Annotated in this window: 2 protein-coding genes; one reads left to right on the top strand and one right to left on the bottom strand. The window is 41.7% G+C overall.

Annotation, left to right across the window (positions count from 1 at the left end; genetic code table 11):
* Positions 1–467 precede the first annotated feature (467 nt).
* Positions 468–1838: an IS110 family transposase gene (locus IH879_21240; protein ID MCH7677452.1), complete on the bottom strand. Its 1371-nt coding sequence runs from the start codon at positions 1836–1838 to the stop codon at positions 468–470.
* Positions 1839–2536: 698 nt separating this feature from the next.
* Between IH879_21240 and IH879_21235 the strand changes: the two genes are divergently transcribed.
* The gene (locus IH879_21235) at positions 2537–3598 is read left to right on the top strand and encodes a hypothetical protein (GenBank protein MCH7677451.1); all 1062 of its coding nucleotides are present in this window, start codon (positions 2537–2539) and stop codon (positions 3596–3598) included.
* The last annotated feature ends 151 nt before the right edge of the window (positions 3599–3749 follow it).

Here is a 3749-nt window from a genome sequence, read left to right as displayed (position 1 = left end):
TAAATACTCTTTGATAATTTTTCACACTGCCAGGGTTATTAATAACAAACTGACATTTCTCACTTTAGAAATGAGACTTAATTTCTTTAAAAACAAAATTGAGCCACTGATTCACACGGATTGGACACGGATAGCTATTTGTTGAGTTTGACAACTTACTGTGCAGTTGCTCTATTTGAATCCGTGTTTCAGCAGTGTTCATCCGTGGCTAAATCCTGTTAATTGAACGGTTGTGAAGTGAGAAATGTTAGTAATAAATTTTAGGTGCGAGAGTGGCGGTCGCGTTTGAAGCAGATTTGAATATTTACTGAACGTTGAGTAAAGAATTGGATGCGGCTTAATCTCCGGCTAAACCTTACAGGTTATTAAAACCTGTAGTTATTCGGTTTAAAGTCAAGTTTTTTTTCGAGCTATATGTTCTAAAAAAAGTAACAAAGTTCTTTGAAACGATAAGAAGAATCACGAAATTAATGTTTGGAAAGAGCAAGGACATCGATCTCGTGAATGGTGACAGGATCACTTTGAGACCGTTCTTGCTCTTTTCGTTTTTTATTTTGCCTCCTTGAAATGGGTGCATTCTCATCCGGTTGCTGAAATCTCCGGTTAATATTTTTTGGGTCAGAGGATTTTTTATGAAGCACTTTCATTCTGTTTTTACGATCGATTTCCGGGTCAAAGGCCTGGTTATTCTTCAGCATGCCGTAAATAATTCGTAAGATTTTGTGCATACAGACGCCCATCGCGTCCATTTTGCATTTGCCTTTTGCGAGGTTGTTCTGATAGACTTCCCGAATAAGCGGATTATGTACAATAGCAGTCATGGCAACCATGTAGAGGATGGCGCGTGGTTCTTTGCGGCCTTCTTTACTCATTCTTATGCCGCTGGTTCCATCGCCGCTGGTTTTGAACTTGGGATGCAGCCCAAAAAAGGAAGCGAGTTTTTTTACGGTACGGAATCTTTGCACAGCTCCAATTTCCAGGAGCAATCCGATGGCCGATGCATCGCCAATAGCGTTGAAGGTTTTAAGAATCTCAAGCTCCGGCATCGAGCATGCGTCGGCAAGAAGTTTGCTCTGTTTTTTAATCAACTGCTCCAAATGGCGTATTTCTTTGGCCATGGTGAGGATTGAATCCTCTGTTAATGCATCTTCAGCAGATGCAATGCTCATCTTAGAGGCGCCTATCAGTTCATTGGCACGTTGTGCGCTAACGTAAGGAATCAACGCTACAGTTTTGACTTTTGCTCGAGACAGGCGCTTTGCCGTTGGATAGACTTGCAACAACCTCAAGACCCATTTAGGGACACCATCTTTGCAATACCGCAAGACATCCGGGTTGGCGATGTAGAGGAGTTTTTCTAACTGGTTTAACAAGCGGGTCTTTTGTTTGATGAGTGTCTTGATAAATTGCCATTTTCGTCTGAGGCCGACAAAGTAATCTTCGGTTTCATAGTTGACTTTTTCAGGATGTGTAATCATATATTCAGCGATATTTCTTGCAGAGATGCTGTCTGTAATGACGCGTTTGAGGGCGGCTCGACTGCTATGATTAACACCTGTTGGGTTTAGTTTGGCAACTTTTACATTTAGCTCTTTCTGAAGCTTATGCACAGAACAAAACCAATTGTTTTCATAACCCCCCGTGCTTTCAACAGCAGCATGGACTGTGGCCTGTGGGTGAGCACTGAGAAATTGATTAAGAAAATCATAGAGTCCACAATGACCATCAAATGTGTCATCAAGTTGAAAATTGGGCTCGACGGTTTGTTTCGTTGAGTCAAGCAGGGTAAAATCAGCATACCCCTTACTGACATCAATTCCTAAATAGTAACTTTGCATAACGTAACTCCTTTGGATCTGTGATTAAAAAGAATTGTCAGGAAACATCATCCTTGTCATATGCGGTGTCCTGCACCAGGTTATTCATCGATTTTTACCTGACAGAAGGAAGAAACTACGGGACGGGCTTGAAGCCCACGGGGTGGTCCTTCTCTTTCACGCCAGGTTAACGATTCTTCTTTAAAAATCCAAAGAACTAATCTAACATTTAAAAAACAGTTAAAAAATAATAATAAAAAAACTACTAACTTTCAACATACAAGGGGTGACAACTACCCCAACACGTGAGCTTTTAATCCATAAATAAAAACCCGATTTTTGTAAAAAAGATTTAACGCAAAACCGAAGCTTTTTGGTACTTATAATAAGATTCCACTCTTTTTACTCACCAGACTCATAGATTTAAAGAATTTTTAATTTGCTATTTTAATTAAAAATACTAGATTGTTTTTTATTTTCAAATCCTAACCCGGATAAACCGGAACCAAAAAAGGAAAATTAAAAGTGCACCCCGACGCGTCGGGGCAGAGACGCAAAGAATACGCATGTTTTTCTTTGCGATCCCTTTGCGCCTTCGCGTGAAATCTTTGCTTTTTGGGATTTGAATTTTCATTTCTTGCCAAAAAGCTTGTACTCGAATGCTTTTATCGAGTATGGCAGAAAATTTACTTGTCAGTTACTAACGTGCCGAACGAACTATGCCAACATCGCCAACTGAAATCAGCTTAGAGCTCAAACCGCGGGCAAGATACGATTTAATAGATGTCACTCAGCATATCAGCGAACGCGTTGGTGATTTATTCAAACGCTACCGCAAGGCGCTGTATTGTTCGTTTCATACAACCGCCGGCTATCTCGAAGAAAGCCAATCCGCGCAACTAAGTCATCGTATGGAACCTTTTATTGGGGCATTTCAGCAATTGTTCCCACGGGAGGCTGACTACCGCCACGATCAACTGCAGCTTCGCACGGAATTAACAGAGGCGCAAAAACGGGTGGAACCCAGGAATGCGGATTCACATTTGGTCTTCATTGGTTCGGGAATGAAAAACTGCGTAACCTACGAAAACAGACCTGACCAGCCGGTTTACTTCATCGATTTGGACGGCTTGAACGGGGAAGAATCCCGCTGCCGGAAAACAACCATCCTTGGTTTTAATCATGAAGAAGTTGTGCATGAGTCAAGAATGTCCATTCCGGTTTCAAAGCACCCGATTGACTCGATAAAGCTAAGCGACTCGCGCCACGGATTTTTTGAACAGCTCAATCATATCGTCCGCACTATGGATATCGAACACGGTCGAGTTGATATTAATTTGGGCGCTGACGAGCAAAATGTCGGGCTTACGGTGAACGAATATGAGACCTTGCTCATGAAGCACGATTTAGCCGAAGTCGTCCACAACCCGCTAAAATTTATGGCGCAAAAAGGTAAACACGCACTCGCAGCCCCGCAGCTGATTCCTGGTAAGACATTAGACTACGCCAAGTACGATCTGGTACAGGTTTTTAATGAGCTGATGGATAAATTTGGCGTGAGTGAAACCGTTATTGAAAAATTCCTGTCGATTTTCTTAAGATTGCCTGCCTCCCGTTTTCTCAGTATGAAACGCCACATCAGTCTTTTAGTGTCGCAAAACACTGAAACGGGCCACGGTGAAATTGTCTTTGGTAAATACCAAAGCCCGATCCTGGTGCAGTGGCAGCGTGCCCCGAAAGAAACCCGCTATTTTGACGTAAAAGTCTCGAAGTTTAATTAACACCTCAACTCGGCCGGTTTCCACCTCTCATTTTTTAGTTGCATATTATTCTTTCCTGATTTATTTTTGAAAAGTCAAACCAGATTCTTCTAATCCATTCGAGACATTAACTAGTGATTGATGGGAAACCATAATTTTGTTCTGTCTTTGC

This window comes from candidate division KSB1 bacterium (assembly GCA_022562085.1).
GTDB lineage: Bacteria > Zhuqueibacterota > Zhuqueibacteria > Oceanimicrobiales > Oceanimicrobiaceae > Oceanimicrobium.
Note: the sequence above shows the minus strand (reverse complement) of the source record. Positions and strands in the feature narration are given on the sequence as shown.